The sequence below is a fragment of the Trueperaceae bacterium genome (assembly GCA_023954415.1).
Taxonomy (GTDB): domain Bacteria; phylum Deinococcota; class Deinococci; order Deinococcales; family Trueperaceae; genus JAAYYF01.
Genome location: JAMLIB010000011.1, coordinates 61822 through 81214, shown reverse-complemented (window position 1 = coordinate 81214; position 19393 = coordinate 61822). Strand labels below are relative to the sequence as shown.

Genomic DNA, 19393 nt, shown 5'->3' with positions numbered 1-19393 from the left:
CGCTCGGTGGGCCCAGGAGATCGTTACAGCGCGAGCTCGATCAGATCGATGGTCGTTCCGTCCTGGGTCACGAACCGCACTATGCCGACGGTGGGTACGAAGTAGATATCCAGAACGGTCTGTCCACCATTGCTCGTCAACGTCGTCTGCCGCAGCAGCAGCGCGTTGAACCGCCCGGCCTCCGTCGCCACGCCCCGCAGACCCACGACCTCCGAGTCGAGCGTCAGGCTGAAGCCGGGCAACTGGGTCGTGCTCGTCCACTTCATGCCCGGCGAGAGCGGCGCCGGCGGGTACACGACGATGGGCGGCTCGTAGCGGAAGACTTGACCGCCGGCCGCCGAGCCGTAGCTGATGACCCCAGAGGCGCCGTACTCGAGGTAGTCCTCTGAGACGGGTACGCCGGCGAGGTAGTGGGTGAGCACCATGACGTCGCGTCCGCCCAGGTCCCGCGGTCCGCTCAGCACCTGCGTCTCACCCGAGGAGTACGTCCAGCTGGCGCCTTCCGTCGCAGGGTAGTAGGCCTGCGCCGCGCTCACGCCCGCCAGCGCCGCGATGATGACCGCCAGCAGCCTCGGCGCACGCCGCGCCGGCACGCGGTCGGCGCCTGATGCCTGCGTCGTCACTCGACGTCCTCGCGGCTCAGCTCGCCGGCCCGGCGCGTGGCCTCCTCGATGGCGTCCATCAGGGCGAAGCGCAGGCGGTGCTTCTCCAACGTGCGTACCCCGGCGATGGCGGTCCCGCCCGCCGACGAGACCTCGTCCTTCAACTCGCTCGGGTACTTCGTCTCCAGGAGGCGCGCCGAGGCGAGGAGGAGCTGCCGCGCCACGTCGCGGGCCAGCGACCGGTCGAGGCCGACCCGCACGCCCCCGTCCGCCAGCGCCTCGGCGACCACGGCGACGTAGGCTGGACCGGAGCCCGCCATGCCCGTGAAGGCGTCGAACAGCTCCTCGCGCAGGTCGTAGACGCGGCCGACGGCGCCGAAGAGACGGCGGGACAGGGCCACGTCCTCGGGGGTGGCCTCCGGTAGCCAAGCGAGCGCCGTGGCCCCGACCCCGAGGCTCGCGCCGAGGTTGGGCATGGCGCGGATGACGCGCTTCGAGCCTACGCGCCTGGCGATCGTCTCCGACGTGACCCCGGCCATCAACGAGATGAACGCGGCGTGCGGCTGCGCCACGATGGGCGCCACGGAGGCGAAGGACTGCGGCTTGATCCCGAGCAGGACGTGTTCGGCCTCGTGCAGGCCGGCGGCGTCGATGCCCGCCACCCCGAAGCGCTCGGACAGCTCGGCGAGCCGCCGCTGGTTCGGGTGGAAGATGGCGACGTCCGAGCGCTCCAGCGCCCCGGCGGCGATGGCGCCCTGCAGCACGGCCCCGCCCATCTTGCCGGCGCCGACGATGACCAACCGCGGGCCCGTTCGTCCGCGGGGTTCAGGGCTGGTTTCCGACATGGCGTCAATCATAATGACCCGCGGTGGCGCTTGCGGGCTACGAAGTCGACGGCGAAGGCGCCCAAGGCCCCTCCCACCGTGTCGGCGAAGAGGTCGAGCAGCTCGGTGGCGCGCTCGGGAACGAACCACTGGTGGATCTCGTCCGAGGCTCCGTACAGCAAGGCGGCGAGCACGCCGACGAGCGGTCGGCCGGTCGCCAGGGTGACGAGGGCGGCCAGCACGCCGAAGGCCCCTGCGTGAACGACCTTGTCCGAGCCGGGCGGGAAGTTGGCCAGGAACGAGCCGGCGGTCGAGGAGCTCGACTGCATGAAGAGGAAGCCCGCCCAGGCCGCGGCCAGGCACCAGCCCAGCCACTTGACCCAGGGCGCCCGCTTGCGCCAAGGCGCGCGCGCGCCGCCCACTGCGCTCATTCGGTCAACTCCCCGCGCAGGTCGCGGGCCATGGCGGCGCGCGCCGCGTCGGGTGTCATGCCACTGCCCAAGAGGTAGATCAGTTTGGTGAGCGCGGCCTCCGGCGTCATGTCGGCGCCGCCCGTCACGCCCGCCTCCGCCAGCGCCCTGCCCGTGGCGTAGCCGCGCATGTCGACGCGACCGCGCAGGCACTGCGTCGTGTTGACCACCACCACCCCGCGCGTTGCCGCGGCCGCCAGCTCGTCCAGCAGGCGCGGGTCGCGCGTGGGGGCGTTGCCCGCCCCGTAAGTCTCGAGCACGAGCCCTTCGAGCGGCGCTTGCAGCACGTGCGCCATGAACCTGGCGCTGACGCCGGGGAAGAGGCGCACGGCCGCGACCGTGACGTCGCGCAGCTCGCGCACCGACAGGCGGCCTGGGAGGGCCGGGCGCGCCGCGCCTTGGCGCAACTCGACCTCGACCCCGACCGTGGCGAGCGGCGCCTCGTTGGGCGAGTCGAACGCGTCGAAGCCGCTGGCCGATACCTTCGTGGCGCGGTTGCCGCGTAGGAGGCGACCGGAGAAGTAGACGCAGACCTCATGCAGCCCCGGCATGGCGGCGATCTGGAGGGAGGCGATCAGGTTCTCGCGCGCGTCGGAGCGCAGCTCGGCCAACGGGACCTGGGAGCCCGTGACGATGACGGGCTTGGCCAGCCCCTCGAGCATGAACGAGAGGGCCGAAGCGGTGAACGCCATCGTGTCGGTGCCGTGCAAGACGACGACCCCGTCGACCTCCTCATAGCGCCGCGCTATCTCCGCGGCGATCCGCGACCAGTCGGACGGCACCATGTCGGCCGAGTCGAGCAGCGGCGCGAACTCGACGAGCTCGATGGCGGGAAGCGACGGGTCGCTCAGCTCCGGCATGCGTGCCAGGAGCTCCGCCAGGTAGCCGGCACTCGGGGCGTAGCCCCGCTCACCTCTACGCATGCCTATCGTTCCGCCTGTATGGGCTAAGAGGACCTTCTTGGTCACCACGCGACTATACCGACAGCGCCCTGACGCGAACCATACGTGCCAGGACGCCTGTGTCGTGGGAGCGGGGACGTGGCATGCGCAGGGCGCGTAGGTGTCCGCGCTCAGGCCGCCGCCCGGGCGCGGGCGCGCACCCGACCGTTGTCAGCGGATGCCGGGCGGCACCTGCGCCGGCGGCGGCTCGGGCAGGTTGTGAGGGGTCGGGACGCCGTCCATGCGCTTTACCACGCCGTTCTCGTTGCAGCCGACGTAGAAGGGACAGCGCAGGCATTCGGACCACACTCGGGGGTGCAGGTCGCGGGTCTTGTCGATGAGGGTGAAGCCGCAACGCTCGAAGAACTCCACCTCGTAGGTCCACGCGAAGAGGAGCGGGATGCCGACGCGCCGCGCCTCGTGCTCGCACGCCTCGACGAGCGCCCGGCCGACGCCGCGAGCGCGCACGTCGGGCGCCACGGCCAGGCCGCGCACCTCGGCGATGTCGCCCCAGAGGATATGCATGGCGCCGTTGCCGGCGAAGCGCGGGCCGCTGCCGTCGTCGACCTCGGCGACGAAGAAGTCGCGGAGGTTCTCGAAGATGTTCTGCATCGGGCGCACGAGCATGCGGCCCTGGCTCGCCCAGTAGCCGATGTTCTCGAAGATCAGGGGGACGTCCTCCGCCCTGGCCGGCCGCACCGTCACGTTCATGGGTGACCCTCGCCGGTCTCCCCGCCAGTCGCATCGCCGCCGGTAGCATCGCCGGCGGTCGCTACGTCCTGCGCGTCCGGGCGCCGCGCCCCGCCGTCCAGGCCCGCCAGCTCGGCCTCCGCGACCGCGATCCGCTCCAGCACGCGCTCGCGCGCCGTGCCGCCGTAGGAGCGCCTGGCGTCCACCACGGTCTCGAGGTCGAGGGCCGCGTAGACGTCGGCCTCGATGCGCGGGTCCTCGGCCCGCAGCTCCTCGAGGCTCAGCGCCTCGAGCGGCACGCCGCGCTCGATGGCGGTGGCCACGAGCCGACCGACGACGTGGTGCGCCTCACGGAAGGGGAGGCCGCGCCGCGCGAGGTAGTCGGCCAGGTCGGTGGCGTTGGAGTACGCCCTGCTGGCGGCCTCGCGCATGCGGGTCGCGTTGACGCGCATGGCAGGCAGCATGCCGACGTAGAGGCGCAGGCAGTCGGACGCCGTGGAGAGCGCGTCGAACAGCCCCTCCTTGTCCTCCTGCATGTCCTTGTTGTAGGTGAGGGGGAGCCCCTTCATGACCGTCAGCAGGCCCATGAGGGCGCCGTACACGCGGCCCGTCTTGCCGCGCACGAGCTCGCAGACGTCGGGGTTCTTCTTCTGGGGCATGATCGAGCTGCCCGTCGTGTAGGCGTCGCTCAACGTCACGAAGCCGAACTCGCTCGTCGACCAGACGATGAGCTCCTCGCTCAGGCGCGAGAGGTGCATCATCAGGATCGCGAGCGCCGACAACGTCTCGAGCATGTAGTCGCGGTCCGAGACGGCGTCCATGGAGTTGCGTGCTACGGCGCCGAAGCCGAGGAGCTCGGCCGTGTAGGCGCGGTCGATGGGGAAGGTGGTGCCGGCGAGGGCGCCGGCGCCTAGCGGCGACACGTCGGCGCGCTTAAGCGCGTCCTCGAGCCGCCCCTGGTCGCGCTCGAGCATCTCGTGGTAGGCGAGGAGGTGATGGGCGAAGCGCACGGGCTGCGCTACCTGCAGGTGCGTGTAGCCCGGCATGATCACGTCGATGTGCTCCGCAGCCAGGCGCACGATGACGCGGCGCAGCTCGATCACCAGGCCGCGCACTTCCGCGCCCCGCCGCGCGAGGTGGAGCCGCGCGTCCGTCGCGACCTGGTCGTTCCTGCTGCGCGCCGTATGCAGCTTGCCGCCGACGGGCCCGAGGCGCTGCGTGAGCACGGACTCGAGGTTCATGTGCACGTCCTCGAGCTCCTCGCGCCACTCGACCTTGCCCGCGCGCACCTCGGTAAGGAGCTGCCGCAGGCCGGCGACCATGGCTTCGCCCTCGGCCTCCGTCAGGATGCCCTGGCGCATGAGCATGCGCGCGTGGGCGATGGAGCCGAGGAGGTCGTCCTCCGCCATGGCCTGGTCCACCCCGATGGAGGCGTTGACGCGCTGGACGAGCGCGTCCGTGGCCTCCGCGAACCGGCCGCCCCACATGCTGGACGCCCTGGCCGCGCCCGGCGGCTCTGGAGCCTGCTTCGGGTCCGACCCCGTCACGCCGGGGCCGCCGTCCTCTGCCACACGCCCCCGACGCGCTTGCCGAGCTCCGTCGGGTCCTCGCCGAGGGGCCGGTACCCGAGGCGCTGGTAGTAGGGCAGGACGGCGGCGTCGGCGAGCGTCACGGCGAGGAACGGGATGTTCGAGCGGATGGCGTCGGCCTCGAGCATGGTCATGAGCCAGCGGCCGTAGCCTTGCCCGCGGTGCTCGGGGTGGGTGACGATCGGCTCCACGCGCCAGCCGTCGCCTTCCTCCCAGTGCCTGAGCGCGGCGAGGACCCGGCCGTCGGCGTCCTCGACGAGGAGCGCCCGCCCGCGCGAGAGCCACTCGCGCAGCGCGCCGGCCCCCAGCTTCGCCTGCGGCCTGGTGACGGCGTAGAGGGCCGCCAGGCCGGGCGCGTCGGCGGCGTTCGCCTCGCGCAGCCTGGGCGGCACGTAGTCTGTACCCGGTTTCTTAGGCAGTACGGCGGCGCTCGCCACGTCTCACTTCCCCTTGGAGCTCTCGAGCTGCTTCGCGATGCGCAGGCGCAGGGCGTTCAGCTTGATGAAACCGTCGGCGTCGGCCTGGTCGTAGACGCTGTCCTCCTCGAACGTGACCACGTCCTGCCGGTACAGGCTGTTCGGGGAGCGGCGCCCGAGCACCGTCACGCCGCCCTTGTAGAGCTTCAGGCGCGCCTCGCCCGTGACGGGCTTCTGGATGTCGTCCATCAGGCTCTGGAGCGCGACGCGCTCCGGGGCGAACCAGAAGCCGTTGTAGACGGCGGCGGCGTAACGGGGGACGAGGTCGTCCCTGAGCTGCAGGACCTGCCGGTCGAGCGTCAGGGACTCGACGGCCTTGTGGGCGTGGAACAGGAGCGTGCCGCCCGGCGTCTCGTAGCAGCCGCGCGACTTCATGCCCACGAAGCGGTTCTCGACGATGTCGACGCGGCCGACGCCGTGCCGCCCCGCGATCTCGTTGGCCTTGGCTAGGAGGGCGACGGGCCCGAGCCGCTCGCCGTCGATGGCGACGGGGTTGCCGTGCTCGAAGGCGACCGTGACCACCTGCGGCGCGTCGGGCGCCTGCTCGGGGTCGACCGTCAGCTTCCACATGCCCGCCGGGGGTTGGGCCCACGGGTCCTCGAGCACGCCGCCCTCGTAGGATATGTGGAACAGGTTCGCGTCGGTCGAGTACGGCTTCTCCTTCGTGACGGGCACGTCGATGCCGTGCGCGCTCGCGTAGGCGATGCAGTCCTCGCGGCCCTTGAGGTCCCACTCGCGCCAGGGGGCGATGACGCGCACGTCCGGCTTCAGGGCGTAGGCGGAGAGCTCGAAGCGGACCTGGTCGTTGCCCTTGCCCGTGGCGCCGTGCGCCACGGCGTCGGCGCCCTCGGCCTCGGCGATCTCGATCATCTTGCGCGCGATCAGCGGCCGCGCGAACGACGTGCCGAGGAGGTAGTAGCCCTCGTAGATGGCGCCGGCGCGCAGGACGGGGAAGACGAACTCCTTGACGAAGTCCTCCTGCAGGTCGACGGCGTAGGCCGCCACCGCGCCCGTGCGCAGCGCCTTCGCCTTGGCCGCTGCGACCTCCTCGCCCTGGCCGATGTCCGCCGTGAACGCGACCACGTCCGCGCCGTACGTCGCCTTTATCCAGTGGAGGATGACCGAGGTGTCGAGGCCACCCGAGTACGCCAGGACGACCTTCTTGACCGGCTTACGTTCGTTGCTCATGCGCTTTCTCCTAAGGTTCCATGTTCTCGACCCCGTCGACCCGCGCTCGACGAACGCGACCGCCATGGGCAGCTGACGCGGCGGCCACTCCGCTCCGTTCGGCCGGTCTCGGCCGTCCCGGTGCGGTGGCGCGACGCGTTCAGCTACGTCGGTCTCGTCTGTGGTTGCGGGTGCGGAGGTGGTGGGGGCGAAGTGTGCTTGCCATCACGGTCGGTGCTCGGCCATCAGCGGATGCTTATGCAAGCCGACTGATAACGTTGCGACGATAGCACCGGATGGGGTGGGCGTCAACGACCAAGCCCCCGTACGGGAGACACACGGGTTGGCACGCGACGGGCGCGGGCGACGCGCGAACGCTCAGCGCCGCACCACACGTGAGCCGACGGGCGACCGGCGGCCGAACACGCGCCGCGGCAGCGCGGACAGCATGGCGGCGCCGACGATGAGCGCGCCGCCGACGATGCCGAGCGCTCCCAGCCGCTCGCCGAAGAGCCACGCGGCCAGCACGGCCGCCACGACGGGCTCGATGGTGGCCACGAGCACCGCGCGCGAGGCCTCCACGCGCTTGAGGCCCGTGTAGTACACGAAGTACGCCAAGTAGGTGGAGAGCGCGGCCATGAGGACCAACAGTAGCCAGGTCCGCGGTGATGGGTCCGTCAGGGCGGCGAAGGGCGTGAGGGGCGCCAACCCGAGGGCCCCGATCGGCATGACGATGGCGTAGATGGTCGCCGGCCGGTAACGCGCGAGCGCCCATTTGCCGAACAGGTAGTAGCTCGCGTAGGAGGCGCCGGCCACGAGGCCCCACGTGACGCTGCGCGCGCTGACGGTCATGCCGGAGTCGCCGCCTTGCGCCACCATCACGACCCCCGCGACCGACATCGCTACGAGCGTGGCCTTCGTAGGCGTCAGGCGCTCGCCGAGGAGCAGCGCGGCGAGGACGGCGACGAACGCGGGCGCCGAGTACAGGAGGATGAAGGCGAGGCTGACCCCGCCCGCCTCGATGGCGAGGTTCAGCGCCGTGTAGAAGAGCGTGACGCCGACCACCGCGAAGGCGACGAACGCCAGGGCGTCCGAGGCGCGTTGCAGGCGTAGGCCGCCTTCGAGCGCCGCGTGGACGGCGAACAGCGCGCCCCCGATGGCGGCGCGCCAGAACGCGATCTCCGTCGGCGTCAGGCCGCTGCCGAGCAGGCTCTTGGAGAACACGCCGAGCAGGGCCCAGAGCAGGGCGGCGAACGCGACCAACGCGTAGCCGACGAGGGCCTGCCGCTGCTCCCCCACGGCTAGAAGCTCAGGCGCCTAGCCTGCGCATGCCGTAAGCGCGGGCCGTCTCGGGGTCGTTCTGCTTGAGGGCCTGCATGCGGCGGCGGTAGGAGGCCAGCTCCACGAAGTACGCCACCAGGTTGACGACGTAGATGACCGTCAGGGCCACCAGGTCGGTCATCACGCTCATGGCGGGGTCGGGGCCGGCGGTGAGGAAGTGCAGTAGCAGGTCCACGCCGAAGACGGCCCACGGGACGGAGAGGAGGACCCCCCACAGCTCGTCGGCCTGCCCGGTGCCCGGGAGGAGGATGGCGAGGAGGTGGTACAGGGGGGTCCGCGGCGCGTTGCGCGCCTCGCGCGGGCGGGGCAGGAGCAGCATCACGACGTTGAAGAGCGCGAGCAGGAGGAAGGCGATCACGACGATCAACCACGCCCACTGCGGCAGCGTCACCCCGGCCAGGCCGGTGAGGCCCGCCCACGGGTTGGTGAACATGCCTACCAACGCCGTCTGGAACGTCCCGGCCACCGCGCTGCGTAGCCGCGTCTCGTCCGGCACGACCAGCGCAGGCGCGTCCGGGGCGAACGCGGCCATGAGCCGCGACGGGTTCTCCGCGCGACCCATGTTGAAGCTCGCGGCGCCCAGCCCGGGCTTGAGCTCGAGGGCGCGCTGGTAGAGCGCCTGATCGCCGAGCAGCGCCCCCAGGTTGTTGACGGCGTCGGCGTCGTCGCCCGCGGCGCGGTACGCGACCGCGGCCGGGTCGTCCGCGCCGGAGCTCTGCTCGGCGAAGCCCCGCACGAACTCGGCCTCCGAGCCCGTGCCGTCCAACCGTGCGAGGGCGTCGAGCGCCGGCACCGAGGCGAGCGAGCCGGAGCCCCACGCCCTCGGCAGCGAGTCGCCCTCCCGCGCCCAGCCGTGCAGCGCGGCGAGCGCCATGGCCGCGGCCAGCAGCAGCACGGCCACGAGCTTCTCGGTGAACGTCGCGTAGCGCAGGAAGAAGAGCCGCGCGCCCAACCCGGTATTGCCGGAGCGCCTGCGCAGGTTGAGGGTCTGCGGACGCCAGTACTTGGCGGCCAGCGCCACGTATAGGGCAAGGAGCGCGACGAGGATGGCCACGACCCCGTACCAGCCGGTCCTGCCGACGTCGAGCGCCACCTTGCGCACGGATGCGGCCAGGTCGAAGCCGGCCCCTTCGCGAGCGCGCTCCCGCCAGAGGTTAGAGGCCTCGCGCTGGCCGTCGGCGCGCAAGTATGCGGCGTACTCCGCCAAGGCCGCCTGCGTCTGCGGGACGGCGGGCGTCGCGAGGAGGTAGACCCAGTCCGCCCAGAAGCCGGCGGACTGGACGTCGCCCCTGCCGAGGGCCGCGGTCATGGCGCCCAAGGGGAAGCCGTAGGCTTCCGCCAGGTCCTGATCGAAGAGGAGCTCCGCCCGGTAGCCGCGCGCGACGAAGTCGTCCAGCGCCGCGTGCATGGCCGTGGCGGCCTCCTCGCGCTTCTGGGGCGAGAAGCGCATGAACTCGCGCGCGAGTTGTGCGCGTTCATAGAACGTGACGGCGTTGCTCAGCGCCCCGGCGACGAAGCGGCTCTCATCCGCGCTCCCGGGTGCGGCGGCGCGCGCGGCCTCGAGGTAGAGCCACGGGTTCGTCTCGTCGTGTTCCAGGCGCTCCACCGGGTCGCCGCCCGCCGCCTCCTTGCGCAGCCAGCCGTAGAGGGCCGGATCGTCGTCGAACGGCTCCTGTGGGTCCTGGGACGTCTCGAGGATCGCGAAGCTGCCCTCCGCGCCGGTGGAGTAGGTGACCGTGGCGCTCAAGGCCCCGCCGCGCCCTTGCAGCGCAGTGACCTGGGCCGGCAGGCGGTGGCGTTTCGTGACCTTGCCCGTCCTGGCGTCGACCTTGAGCACGTGGTTCCCATGCCCGACGTAGACGTCAAGCCCGGACTGGACCAGGCCGGCCGTCTCGCCCGAGCCGGCGGGGAAGCCCAGCCGCCAGACGACCTCCTCGCCCTGTACCCCTTGCACCTCGCCGCCGGCGAGCCGCGCCGTCGGGTAGGCCTGGATCGGGTCCTGCCGGGGCTCCTCCGCGGCCCGTTCGGGGGCGGTCGTCTCCGGTGTCGCCGTCTCTGGTCCGGCGTCCTCTGTGGTGGGCTGGGTGCCTTGCCCGGTGGCGTCGTCTCCTGCGGCAGGCGGCGTGGTGCCCGCCCCCGTCGCCTGGCCCGCGGCGGCGGGCGCCGAGCCGGACCCGCGCACGCTCACCGTGAACGCCGCATGGATGTCTTGGCCGTCGATGCTGACCCCGTGATCGCCCGGTTCCTCGAGCACGGTGGCGAAGCGGATGGAGCCGTTGGTGTCGGCCTGCACGAGGCTGACTGTCGCCGCGCCCCCGACCGGTCCGACGGCGATGCGGTAGTCGGCCCCGGGCGTGAGGCGGTCGCCACTCACCTCGAGCGTCTGGCCCACCTCGAGGTCGTAAGCGCCGAGGCCGACCACCGGCGCCACCTGCGCTAAGGCGATGCCGAAGGTCAGCACCGAGGCGATGAGTGTCGCCAGGAACGCGCCGACCCGCCGTCGGCCCGCGGGAGACGGCGACGGCGACTTGCCGGCGCGGTTCGATACGGCGCTAGGTCTGGACATGGTCCCAACATTACCGCACCCCCGTAAGCCTCCCTCCGACCGGTGGCGTACGGGTGGCGTCTTTCGCGTCCTACGCGTTGTGCGCGTTGCTATAGTGCTGAGGTGCAGCCCGAGCTGAGCGCCAGACTCGCTCCGCCTCTCACGTCCGACGCCTTGCGCTGGCATGTCGCCGAGGTCGAGCCCGGCGGGGCGCGGGTGCGGCTGGAGCCTTACGCGGCGCGCGAGGCGGTGGCCGAGCGCCTGGACGCTGCCTGCGGCCGCTGGGGCTGGTCGTTCACCCTCGAGCCCATGGGGGCGTCCGCGTTGGTCGCCAACCTCACGGTCGCCGGCGTGACACGCTCCGACGTCGTCGCCGTGCCCGTGGTCGCGGCGGCCGCGCCGCCAGGCGGCGCGTTACCTGAAGGCAGCCCGTACTCGCGCTTGGGAGAGCTCGCCCTGGCGCGTTGTGCTTCTCAGTTCGGCTTGCGGCTGCCGTACGTAGAGGAGGCCCCCGACTACTGGGTCGACTTCGACCCGGAGACCGGCGAGGCGCTGTTCGAGCCGGAGCCCGTGCCCGCTTCCCTTGCGCAAGGCGCGAGCAGGGCGCGGTCGACCGCGTACGTCGGCACGGAGCCGCTCGCGTCGATGAAAGCGGAACCGGGCGCAGACGGAGAGGTGGAGCGGCAGGCCGTGAGCAACCCGAGCGGCCACGATGTCATCGAGCGGCTCGTGGAGCGGCTCAACGACGAGGGACTCGGCAAGGAGGCCGCCAAGCTCGTCGTTCGTTACGGCGGCTACGGTCGTACCCCGGAGGAGTCGCGCGAACTGTACGGGCAGCTGCGGGCCGTCCTCCTGCGGCGGGAGGCGGAGCCGAGATGAGCGTGGGGGCACCGCTGACGCGCGGGGCGGAAGCGTGATCAAGGTCATCGCCATCGGCGACGTGCATGGCCAGTGGCCGGAGCTCTGGCGCGTGCTGCGCGCCGCCTCCGCGGCCACGGCCACGCTGGAGCCGATGCAGGCCGTCATGGAAGGGCGCTACCGCGTCGTCTGCGTCGGCGATCTCGTGCACTACAAAGACGCGCGCGACTACGCCAACGCCGTGGGCGTCGAACCGTACGACCCGTCCGACCCCGACCACCTGCGCCGGGCGTCCAAGGCGCAGATCAGGGAGCTCTACCGCTTCAAGCGGTACGTCGACCAGAGCGAGGGCAACGTCTCGGTCATCATAGGCAACCACGACGAGGCCGCCTTCGACCACCGCTACGAGCTCTCCACGCGCGGGGGGATGAGCCACGTGGAGTTCGACGCCTCGAAGGGCGGCGTCGAGCTGCCAGACGACCTGCGCGCGTGGTTCGCGGCCATGCCGCGTGAGGTCGTGTTCCACGGCGTGCAGTTCGCCCACGCCGGGCCGCTGCCGGGCATGCAGGTCTTCGACGACTTCTTCTATCACGACCCCGACACGAAGTCGTGGTGGTTCAACAAGCCGGAGCTCGTCAAGCAGGCGGGGCATCGTTTCGGGGTGTACGGGCACACGGTCATGAAGGACGGCGTCTACGTCGACAAGGAGAACGGCTTCGCCATGGTCGACGCCCTCGGCAAGCTCCAGTTCCTGGAGCTGCTCCTGGACGACGACCGGCTCGACCTCAGCGTGATAGCCCTCGCGGCTTCGCAACCTTGACGAGCCCGCGCACGGCCCCGCGCGCCGGCGCCGAGGCCCCGCGCGCCGGCCCCGACGCGCCCCGCCGGTTCCCGGCCTAGAGCGAGTAGCCGCCGCGCGCGTCGTCGCGGACGAGCTCGCCGTTGCGGAGCACCAGCGTGCGGCGCTTGTAGCTGTCCACGAGGTCGCGGGCGTGCGTCGCGAGCAGGATGGTCGTGCCGCGCAGGTTGATGTCGTCGAGGAGCTCCATGATCTCGAGCGCGGTGTCGGGGTCCAGGTTGCCCGTCGGCTCGTCCGCCAGCAGGAGCGGGGCGTCGGTCACCATCGCCCTCGCGATGGCGACCCGCTGCTGCTCGCCGAGGCTCAGCTCGATCGGGTAGGCCTTGCGCTTATGCGCCAGCCCCACCTGCCGGAGGACGGCCATGGCGCGCTGCTCGTGGTTGCCGCGTGCCGCGACGGCCCGCAGCGTGAACGTCAGGTTCTCGAAGGCGGACAGGTGGCCGAGCAGGCGGTGGTCCTGGAAGATCATGCCGATGTGGCGCCGCAGCATGGGCAGACGCGAGTCCGGGACGCGCGCGACGTCCTGCCCGGCGACCGCGACGGTTCCCTCGGTGGCGACGATCCTGCGCAGCATGAGCGCCAGCATGGTGGACTTGCCGGCGCCGGAGTGGCCCGTCACGTAGACGAACTCGCCCTTGGCGATGTGGAAGTCGACGTCCTTGAGGGCGTGCGTATGCGTGCGGGGGTAGGTCTTGGTGACGTGCCTGAACTCGACCATGCCGGAGGAGACGGGCGCGGCGCCGCGAGCGCCGGAGCCGCGGGTGCCTGGCGCGGGTCTCACGACGACGCCTCGGACGCGTTCGTGTCGCGCGCGACCCGTCCGGGCCTCATAAGGACGCCCCCAACGCGTCCATCAGGACCTGGAAGGCGGCCTCGTGGTCGATGTTCGTCAGCACCGTCGCGTTGGGCGGCAGCACGCGTGGGCCCGTGCGCCTGTCGACGACGGTCATCCCGCGGGTGAGCTCGCCGGCGCACTCGACCGCCACGTGCCTTGGCTCGGACGCGAAGAGGTGCGGGTCCGTCACGGCGAGGACCGAGCACGGGTCGTGGAGCGGCCCTAGCGCCGGACCGCCGTACGAGCGGGCGTACGCCGCCGCGAAGTAGTCGAGCAGGTCGGCGCTGAAGAGCGCCGTCCGCGTGCCGAGCGCCCGGATCTGTGCGATGCGCCCCCGGTCCATGACGAACTGATGGGTCAGGTCGAGACCGGCGAGGACGACGTTGGCGCCGGCCTCCAGCACGAGCTGCGCCGCTTCGGGGTCGGCCCAGACGTTGAACTCGGCAGCAGCAGTGACGTTGCCGGGGCCCCACGTGCCGCCCATGACGCTGATGCCGGCGAGGCGCTGGGCGAGCCCCGGCTCGAGGAGCAGGGCGAGTGCGACGTTCGTAAGCGGGCCGACGGCCACGACCCACAGCCCGGCGTGCTTCTCCGCCGCGTCCAGGAGGGCGCGCACGGCGGGCACCCCGCTCGCCTTCCTCGTCAGGGCCGGGATCGCCGGGCCGTCGAGGCCGGACTCACCGTGGATGTACTCGGCGTGCTGCGCCGGTCGCACGAGCGGTCTGGCAGCGCCCCTATGCACCGGCGTGGTGAGGCCGGCGACCTGGCAGGCCGTGAGGCCGTTGCGTTCCGTGAAGGTCAGGGGAGCGTTGCCGCTCACCACGCTGATGCCGATCAGGTCCGACCGCTGGGCCGCCAGGAAGATGGCGATGACGTCGTCATGACCCGGGTCGCAGTCAAGCCAGATGGGTACGGGCACCTGCGCATGATAACGCGGTGCCCGTAAGCGGTCCGGGTAACGGCGCGCCGCCCTAGTTCATCGCTTCCAGCTCGGCCTCGCTCGGCATGACCATGGCGGCCACCACGCGGTCGCCGTCGTCGAGCCGCATCACGGTGACGCCCTGCGTCGAGCGACCGTACGAGCTCACCTGCGCGACCGACGTGCGGATCAGGATGCCGTTCTCGGAGAGCACGAACAGCTCCTCGCTGCCCAGGACGGGGGAGAGCGTGACCATGGCGCCCGTCCGGTCGGAGAGCCGGTGGCCGATGACGCCCTGACCGCCGCGGCCCTGCACGGGGTACTCGGCCAAGGGCGTGCGCTTGCCGAGGCCGCTCTCCGTGACGCTGAGCAGCTCGGCCTGCTCCTTCTGACCCTGCTGGATGACCGCGAGGCTGACGACGGCGTCGCCCCGCTTGAGGCGGATGCCGATGACGCCCTGGGTGGCCCTGCCCGTCTCGCGTGCGTCCTCCTCGGCGAAGCGGATGGCCTGACCGTCGCGCGTGCCGAGCACCACGTCGGCGTTGCCGTCCGTGATGCGCACGGCCACGAGCTCGTCGCCGTCCAGCAGGTTGATGGCTACGAGACCGGCGGCGTTGATGTTGCCGTACTCGCGGATGCGCGTGCGCTTCACGAGACCACCCTTGGTGGCGAAGACGAAGTGGCCGTCCTGGTCGAGGTCCTTGAGGGACAGGACCGTCTGGACGTTCTCGCCCTCTGCCAGCGGGAGGAGGTTGCGGATGTGGCCGCCGCGCGCCGCGCGCTCGGCCTCGGGGAGGTCGTAGATCTTCTCGCGGTAGACGCGGCCGCGGTCGGTGAAGAAGAGGAGGTAGTCGTGGGTGCTGCCCACGAGGAGGATCGAGTTGACGTCGTCCTCCTTAGCCTTCTGCGCCGTCGAGCCGCGCCCGCCCCGCGCCTGGCTGCGGTAGCTCGTCAGGGCCGTGCGCTTGATGTAGCCGCCGCGCGTGAGCGTCACGGCGACGTTCTCCTCCGCGATGAGGTCCTCCTTGCCGATCTCGTCCGTCAGGTCCGTTATGAGCGTGCGGCGCGGGTCGGCGAACTGCTTCTTGACGTCCTGCAGCTCCTTGCGGATGACGCGCCAGAGCTCGGCCGCGTCGTTGAGGATGAGCTCGAGCCTGGCGATCTGCTCCTGCAGCTCGCGGTACTCCTCGTTGATCTTCTCGCGCTCCAGGCCCGTGAGGCGCTGCAGGCGCATGTCGAGCACGGCCTGCGCCTGCGGGTCGGAGAGCCCGAACTCGCGCATGAGCGCCGCCTTGGCCTCCGGCCCGTCCTTCGAGGCCCGGATGAGCGCGATGACGGCGTCGAGGTTGTCGAGGGCGATGAGGTAGCCCTCGAGGATGTGCGCCCGCTCGCGCGCCCTGCGCAGCTCGAACTCCGAGCGGCGCCTCACGACGATGACGCGGTGGTCGAGGAAGTACCGCAGCATCTCCCTGAGGGAGAGGATGCGCGGCGAGTTGTCTACGATGACGACGTTGTTGACGGCGAACGTCGTCTGGAGCTGCGTGAACTTGTAGAGCTGGTTGAGGACGAGCTCGCCCAGGGCGCCGCGCTTGAGCTCGAAGACGATGCGCATGCCGTGGCGGTCGGACTCGTCGCGGATGTTGCTGATGTCCTCGATCTTCTTGGCGCGCACGAGCTGCGCGACCGTCTGTATGAGCGACGTCTTGTTGACCTGGTACGGGATCTCGGTGACCACGACGGCCGTGCGCTGGTTGTGGTCCTCGATGCGCGCCCGCCCGCGCACGCGGATGCTGCCGCGGCCCGTCTCGAACGCCTGCCTGATCCCGTCGCGGCCGATGATGCCGCCCGTGGGGAAGTCGGGGCCGTGGACGTGGCGCATCAGGCCGGCGGTGTCTATCTCCGGCTCGTCGATCATGGCCACGAGCCCGTCGACGATCTCGCCCAGGTTGTGCGGCGCCATGTTCGTCGCCATGCCGACCGCGATGCCGGCGGCGCCGTTCACGAGCAGGTTCGGTACGGCCGAAGGGAGCACCGTCGGCTCCTGGAGGGTGCCGTCGAAGTTGTCGCGGAAGTCGACGGTCTCCATGTCGATGTCCGCGAGGATGGCCTCGGCGACGCTCGTCATGCGCGCTTCCGTGTAGCGGTAGGCGGCCGGTGGGTCGCCGTCGATCGAGCCGAAGTTCCCCTGCCCGTCAACGAGACGGTAGCGCAGGTTCCAGTCCTGCGCCAGGCGCACCATGGCGTCGTAGATGGCCGAGTCGCCGTGCGGGTGGTACTTGCCGATGACCTCGCCCACGACCCCGGCGCTCTTGATGTGCTTGCGGTTCGACGCCAGGCCCATCTGGTGCATCGCGAACAGGATGCGGCGCTGCACGGGCTTGAGGCCGTCGCGGACGTCGGGCAGCGCCCGCTCCACGATGACCGACATGGCGTAGTTGATGAAACTCGTCTTGATCTCGTCCGTGATCTGGACGGGGACGACTTGACCCTCGTTCAACGCGACCTCCGATGCCGCTTGCTTGCCCCTGACGCGCGCCACGCGTCCAGCCGACGTGCCGCGCCGCCGATGCTCGCGCGGGCACACCACGCCCCGAGCCGTTCGCAAGGATGGGTCGTCGTGGGGAGCCGGCAGGCGGCCTGACGGGAAAGTTTACCATCCGGCACGCCCCCTGCCCGGTTCTGGCGTGAAGGATGGGCGTGGTAGCTTGCCCGCGATGATCGAACGGTATTCCACCCCAGACATGCGGAGCTTGTGGAGCGAGGCCGAGCGCTACCGCGCGTGGCTCGAGGTCGAGCTGGCCGCCACCGAGGCCTGGGAGCGGCTCGGCGAGGTGCCGACCGGCACGACCGCCGAGCTGAGGCGCGCGGCGCAGGCGCGGCCGCTCGACGAGGAGTTCGCCGTCCGCGTAGCGACTTTGGAGGCGGAGACGCGTCACGACATCGTCGCGTTCACCCGCGCGCTCACGGAGCGGCTCGGCGAGGGCGCGCGCTTCGTGCACTACGGCCTGACGAGCACCGACGTCGTCGACACGGCGCAGAACCTCGTTCTCGGTCGCGCCCTCGCCACCGTCCTCGCCGACCTCGCGACCGTCAAGGAGCGGCTCTTCGAGCTCGCGCAGCGTTACCGCCACACGCCGTGCATCGGGCGCACCCACGGCATTCATGCGGAGCCGATGACGTTCGGCCTCAAGTTCCTCAACTTCGCCGCCGCCTTCGGGCGCGACGAGGAGCGCCTGCGCCGCGCCAAGGCCGGCATCGAGGTCGCCATGCTCTCCGGCTCCGTCGGCACCTACGCGCACGTGCCGCCCCAGGTCGAGGCGGCGGTCGCCGCCGCCCTCGGCCTCGCGCCCGATCCGGTCACGAACCAGACGGTGGCGCGCGACCGGCACGCCGAGGTCATGGCGGCGCTCGCGATCCTCGGCACGAGCATCGAGCGCGTGGTCCTGGAGATCCGCCACCTCCAGCGCACCGAGGTCCGCGAGGCACAGGAAGGGTTCGCCCGCGGCCAGACCGGCTCGTCGTCCATGCCGCACAAGAAGAACCCGATCGCCTCGGAGAACCTGACGGGCGTGGCCCGCGTCATGCGCGCCAACCTGCAGGCGGCCCTCGAGAACGTGGCGCTCTGGCACGAGCGCGACATCAGCCACTCGGCCGCGGAGCGCATCATCCTCCCCGACTCCACGACGCTGGCCGTGTACGCCCTCAGGCGCCTGGCCTCCGTCCTGGCCGGCCTCGTCGTCTACCCGGAGCGGATGGGCGAGAACCTGGACGCGCTCAAGGGGCTCGTCTACTCGCAGCGCGTCCTGCACCTCCTCATCGAGGCCGGCATGAGCCGCGAGGCCGCCTACGGCCTCGTGCAGCGCGCGTCGCTGCGCTGCTGGGAGACGGGCGAGCACCTGCGCGACCTGCTAGCCGTCGAGCCGGGACTCCCCTTGAGCCCGACCGAGCTGGCCGCCGCGTTCGACCCTGCCTGGTACCTGCGCTTCGTAGACCGCATCTTCGAGGCGAACGGGCTGTAGCCCCGGACCAGCGGCCTCGGGCGCGGCGGCTCGAGCGCGTGTCGCTCGCCGTCGGCCGGCCGCGCGTCGGCCGCCCCGGCACCCCTGCTATCATCGGCCCGTGAGCGCCCAGAGGACCGAACTGCTGTACGAGGGCAAGGCCAAGAAGGTCTACGCGACCGCCGACCCCGAGCTGCACGTCATCGAGTACAAGGACGACGCCACGGCCTTCAACGCGCAGAAGCGCGGCAGCATCGCGGGCAAGGGCGAGGTGAACGCCGCCGTCGCCACGCGCATCTTCGAGTTCCTGGCCGAGGCCGGGGTGCCGACGCACTTGGAGGCGCTCCTGTCGCCGAGGGAGCAGCTCGTCAAGGCCGTGCGCATCGTGCCGCTCGAGGTCGTCGTGCGCAACCGCGCGGCGGGCTCGTTCGCCAAACGCTACGGCGTGCCCGAGGGCGGCGAGCTCGACCCCGTGGTCGTCGAGTGGTGCTTGAAGGACGACGCGCTCGGCGACCCCATGTTGAACGACGCGGCCGCCGTCGCCCTCGGTATCGTCACGCCGGAGGAGCTCGAGACGCTGTTCGAACTGACGGCCGAGGTGAACGACCTCCTGAAGCCGTTCTTCGCGGCGCGAGGGCTAGACCTCATCGACTTCAAGCTCGAGTTCGGCGTCACCGTAGACGGCGACATCGTGCTGGCCGACGAGATCAGCCCCGACACGTGTCGGCTCTGGGACTCGGCGACCGGCGACAAGCTCGACAAGGACCGCTTCAGGCGCGACCTCGGCGGCGTCGAGGAGGCGTACCAGGAAGTGCGCAGGCGCGTGCTGACGCGCACCGAGCGGGATCCCGAGATCGTCAGGGAGCACGTCGCCGAGCGCGAGGCCTGGGGGCTGGGCGGGGAACACCACGACCACGCGGATGGCGGCGCTCACGATCATCATCACCCGCATGGCGAGGCGGACCGGCACGGTAGTCCGGACCGGCCTGCGAGCGCCGGCGCTAGCGGCCACGCCGCCGGCCGGCGGACCTACAACGCGGTGGTCGACGTCATGCTGCGACGCTCGATCCTCGACCCGCAGGGCAGGGCGGTCGAGGCGACCGTCCGGCGCCTCGGGCACGGCAACGTGCGGGGCTTCAGGGTCGGCAAGCGCATCACCTTCGCCGTCGACGGCGAACGGGCTGCCGTCGAGGCCCAGGTGGCTGCGCTCGCCACGGACCTCCTGTCCAACCCGGTAATGGAGGACGTGCAGGTCGAACTGGAGCCGGCGGCCGGCTGA

At 71.3% G+C, this 19393-nt stretch carries 17 protein-coding genes and 1 pseudogene; 5 read left to right on the top strand and 13 right to left on the bottom strand.

Features of this window, described 5'->3' with window-relative positions; all coding sequences use genetic code 11:
* Positions 1-23: 23 nt before the first annotated feature.
* The 10 genes from M9914_12845 to M9914_12800 all read right to left on the bottom strand — a co-directional run bounded on the left by M9914_12845 (position 24) and on the right by M9914_12800 (position 10666).
* Positions 24-623: a hypothetical protein gene (locus M9914_12845; protein MCO5175064.1), complete on the bottom strand. Its 600-nt coding sequence runs from the start codon at positions 621-623 to the stop codon at positions 24-26.
* Entirely contained in the window at positions 620-1447 is an 828-nt protein-coding gene (gene proC / locus M9914_12840; protein MCO5175063.1) for a pyrroline-5-carboxylate reductase, read from the bottom strand. Before proC ends, M9914_12845 begins: the two co-directional genes overlap by 4 nt.
* Before the next feature lie 8 nt (positions 1448-1455).
* The gene (locus M9914_12835; GenBank protein MCO5175062.1) at positions 1456-1857 is read right to left on the bottom strand and encodes a VanZ family protein; all 402 of its coding nucleotides are present in this window, start codon (positions 1855-1857) and stop codon (positions 1456-1458) included.
* Positions 1854-2864, bottom strand: coding sequence for an asparaginase (gene ansA / locus M9914_12830; protein MCO5175061.1), 1011 nt, complete (start codon positions 2862-2864; stop codon positions 1854-1856). Before ansA ends, M9914_12835 begins: the two co-directional genes overlap by 4 nt.
* A gap of 144 nt (positions 2865-3008) precedes the next feature.
* Entirely contained in the window at positions 3009-3548 is a 540-nt protein-coding gene (locus tag M9914_12825) for an N-acetyltransferase (GenBank protein ID MCO5175060.1), read from the bottom strand.
* The gene (gene argH / locus M9914_12820) at positions 3545-5074 is read right to left on the bottom strand and encodes an argininosuccinate lyase (GenBank protein MCO5175059.1); all 1530 of its coding nucleotides are present in this window, start codon (positions 5072-5074) and stop codon (positions 3545-3547) included. Before argH ends, M9914_12825 begins: the two co-directional genes overlap by 4 nt.
* On the bottom strand, positions 5071-5508 hold the full coding sequence (locus M9914_12815) for a GNAT family N-acetyltransferase (GenBank protein MCO5175058.1): 438 nt from the start codon (positions 5506-5508) through the stop codon (positions 5071-5073). Before M9914_12815 ends, argH begins: the two co-directional genes overlap by 4 nt.
* A 48-nt stretch (positions 5509-5556) precedes the next feature.
* The gene (locus M9914_12810; GenBank protein ID MCO5175057.1) at positions 5557-6780 is read right to left on the bottom strand and encodes an argininosuccinate synthase; all 1224 of its coding nucleotides are present in this window, start codon (positions 6778-6780) and stop codon (positions 5557-5559) included.
* Between the two features lie 357 nt (positions 6781-7137).
* The gene (locus M9914_12805) at positions 7138-8058 is read right to left on the bottom strand and encodes a DMT family transporter (GenBank protein MCO5175056.1); all 921 of its coding nucleotides are present in this window, start codon (positions 8056-8058) and stop codon (positions 7138-7140) included.
* 10 nt (positions 8059-8068) lie between these two features.
* Positions 8069-10666, bottom strand: coding sequence for a hypothetical protein (locus M9914_12800; GenBank protein MCO5175055.1), 2598 nt, complete (start codon positions 10664-10666; stop codon positions 8069-8071).
* A 102-nt stretch (positions 10667-10768) separates the two neighbouring features.
* Here M9914_12800 and M9914_12795 point away from each other — a divergent pair, with 102 nt between their 5' ends.
* Together M9914_12795 and M9914_12790 are read left to right on the top strand one after the other, a co-directional pair.
* Positions 10769-11524: a hypothetical protein gene (locus tag M9914_12795; GenBank protein ID MCO5175054.1), complete on the top strand. Its 756-nt coding sequence runs from the start codon at positions 10769-10771 to the stop codon at positions 11522-11524.
* A 34-nt stretch (positions 11525-11558) separates the two neighbouring features.
* Positions 11559-12323 carry a metallophosphoesterase gene (locus M9914_12790; protein ID MCO5175053.1) on the top strand — a complete coding sequence of 255 codons (765 nt, stop codon included), beginning with the start codon at positions 11559-11561 and terminating at the stop codon, positions 12321-12323.
* Between the two features lie 76 nt (positions 12324-12399).
* On the opposite strand, the gene ftsE is transcribed toward M9914_12790, so the two are convergent.
* The 3 genes from ftsE to gyrA are packed head-to-tail and all read right to left on the bottom strand — an operon-like array spanning position 12400 to position 16613.
* Complete coding sequence (gene ftsE, locus M9914_12785; protein MCO5175052.1) at positions 12400-13143, bottom strand: cell division ATP-binding protein FtsE; 744 nt, start codon at positions 13141-13143, stop codon at positions 12400-12402.
* A gap of 46 nt (positions 13144-13189) precedes the next feature.
* Positions 13190-14116, bottom strand: coding sequence for a nucleoside hydrolase (locus M9914_12780; protein MCO5175051.1), 927 nt, complete (start codon positions 14114-14116; stop codon positions 13190-13192).
* Between the two features lie 52 nt (positions 14117-14168).
* Positions 14169-16613 carry a DNA gyrase subunit A gene (gene gyrA, locus M9914_12775; GenBank protein ID MCO5175050.1) on the bottom strand — a complete coding sequence of 815 codons (2445 nt, stop codon included), beginning with the start codon at positions 16611-16613 and terminating at the stop codon, positions 14169-14171.
* A 217-nt stretch (positions 16614-16830) separates the two neighbouring features.
* On the opposite strand from gyrA, the gene purB reads away from it, so the two are divergent.
* The 3 genes and pseudogenes from purB to purS all read left to right on the top strand — a co-directional run bounded on the left by purB (position 16831) and on the right by purS (position 19393).
* Positions 16831-18135 (top strand): adenylosuccinate lyase, encoded by a 1305-nt coding sequence (gene purB / locus M9914_12770; GenBank protein MCO5175049.1) that lies wholly within the window; start codon positions 16831-16833, stop codon positions 18133-18135.
* Between the two features lie 100 nt (positions 18136-18235).
* Positions 18236-18940, top strand: a pseudogene (locus M9914_12765) (phosphoribosylaminoimidazolesuccinocarboxamide synthase).
* Positions 18941-19165: 225 nt separating this feature from the next.
* Positions 19166-19393: a phosphoribosylformylglycinamidine synthase subunit PurS gene (purS, locus tag M9914_12760; protein ID MCO5175048.1), complete on the top strand. Its 228-nt coding sequence runs from the start codon at positions 19166-19168 to the stop codon at positions 19391-19393.

Bases quoted from the DNA above. Each gene is read 5' to 3' on its own strand.
- proC (MCO5175063.1), bottom strand. From the start codon at position 1,447: ATGTCGGAAACCAGCCCTGAACCCCGCGGACGAACGGGCCCGCGGTTG.
- M9914_12835 (MCO5175062.1), bottom strand. From the start codon at position 1,857: ATGAGCGCAGTGGGCGGCGCGCGCGCGCCTTGGCGCAAGCGGGCGCCC.
- M9914_12825 (MCO5175060.1), bottom strand. From the start codon at position 3,548: ATGAACGTGACGGTGCGGCCGGCCAGGGCGGAGGACGTCCCCCTGATC.
- M9914_12810 (MCO5175057.1), bottom strand. From the start codon at position 6,780: ATGAGCAACGAACGTAAGCCGGTCAAGAAGGTCGTCCTGGCGTACTCG.
- M9914_12800 (MCO5175055.1), bottom strand. From the start codon at position 10,666: ATGTCCAGACCTAGCGCCGTATCGAACCGCGCCGGCAAGTCGCCGTCG.
- purB (MCO5175049.1), top strand. From the start codon at position 16,831: ATGATCGAACGGTATTCCACCCCAGACATGCGGAGCTTGTGGAGCGAG.
- purS (MCO5175048.1), top strand. From the start codon at position 19,166: ATGCTGCGACGCTCGATCCTCGACCCGCAGGGCAGGGCGGTCGAGGCG.